Below are 906 nucleotides of genomic sequence, written 5' to 3' on the forward strand. Positions count from 1 at the left end.
CTCGTCGCGAACCGGAGCGGAGCCCGTGGCCGTGAGTGCGAGGACCCGCGGGCCGCCGAGGCGCTCGACGATTCCTCCGAGCCGGAGGTAGTCGGGCCGGAAGTCGTGCCCCCACGCGGAGATCGTGTGTGCCTCGTCGACAACGACGAGGCTGACGCCGAGGTCCGCGAGCCGTTCGACCACGTCCGTTCGAGCGAGCTGCTCCGGAGCGAGGAAGATGAACTCCGCCTCACCAGAGGCCACGGACTCCCACGCGCCACTGTTCGCCGTGACGGACTGGGATGAGTTCACGGCGACAGCCTCGGACTCCCCGGTCGACTCGCGGATGTGCTCGACCTGATCGCGCTGGAGCGCGATGAGGGGCGACACGACGACGGTGGGGCCGTCGATCAGGTGCCCCGCGATCTGGTAGATCGCGGACTTGCCGTGCCCGGTCGCCATGACCGCGAGCACGTCGCGTCCCGAGACGACGGCCTCGATCGCCTCCGCCTGCCCGGCTCGGAGCGTCGCCCATCCGAAGACGCGGGACGCGACGTCGGCGATACGTGCCGAGACCGCCGCCGGATCGATGTCCTGCTCCTCCTCGTTCGGCGTCACGGCTGGACGAGCAGCGTGTACACCTTTGCGATGAGCCCGTCGCGGATGAAGCACACGTCCATCCCGGAGACCACCGGATCGGCGCCCTCGGGACCGAGGTTCCAGGCGAGGTATCCCATGTCGTGGTTCACGAGGACCGGCCCGGCCGGCGAGAAGACGAAGCCGGGGGCACCGTCGAGCAGGCTCTGCACTTTCGCGTCGAGGTCCGCGTGACCGCGGATGATCTCGTCGGGGTCGAAGAACTCGACGTCCTCCGTGTACGTGGTGCGGATGGCGGCGGCGCGCGCCTCGCGGTCACGCTGTCCGAAG

The 906-nt window shown here is 69.6% G+C and carries 2 protein-coding genes; both read right to left on the reverse strand.

The annotated features are described in order from the left end of the window. Positions 1-597: DEAD/DEAH box helicase (locus AC4FQ5_RS19585; protein ID WP_491146180.1), on the reverse strand; the 597-nt coding region annotated here is incomplete at its 3' end. Continuing rightward, on the reverse strand, positions 594-906 hold a 313-nt coding region (locus AC4FQ5_RS19590; RefSeq protein WP_491146184.1), incomplete at its 5' end, for a nuclear transport factor 2 family protein. The genes AC4FQ5_RS19585 and AC4FQ5_RS19590, both read right to left, overlap by 4 nt.

The organism is Chryseobacterium sp. DT-167 (assembly GCF_058310155.1).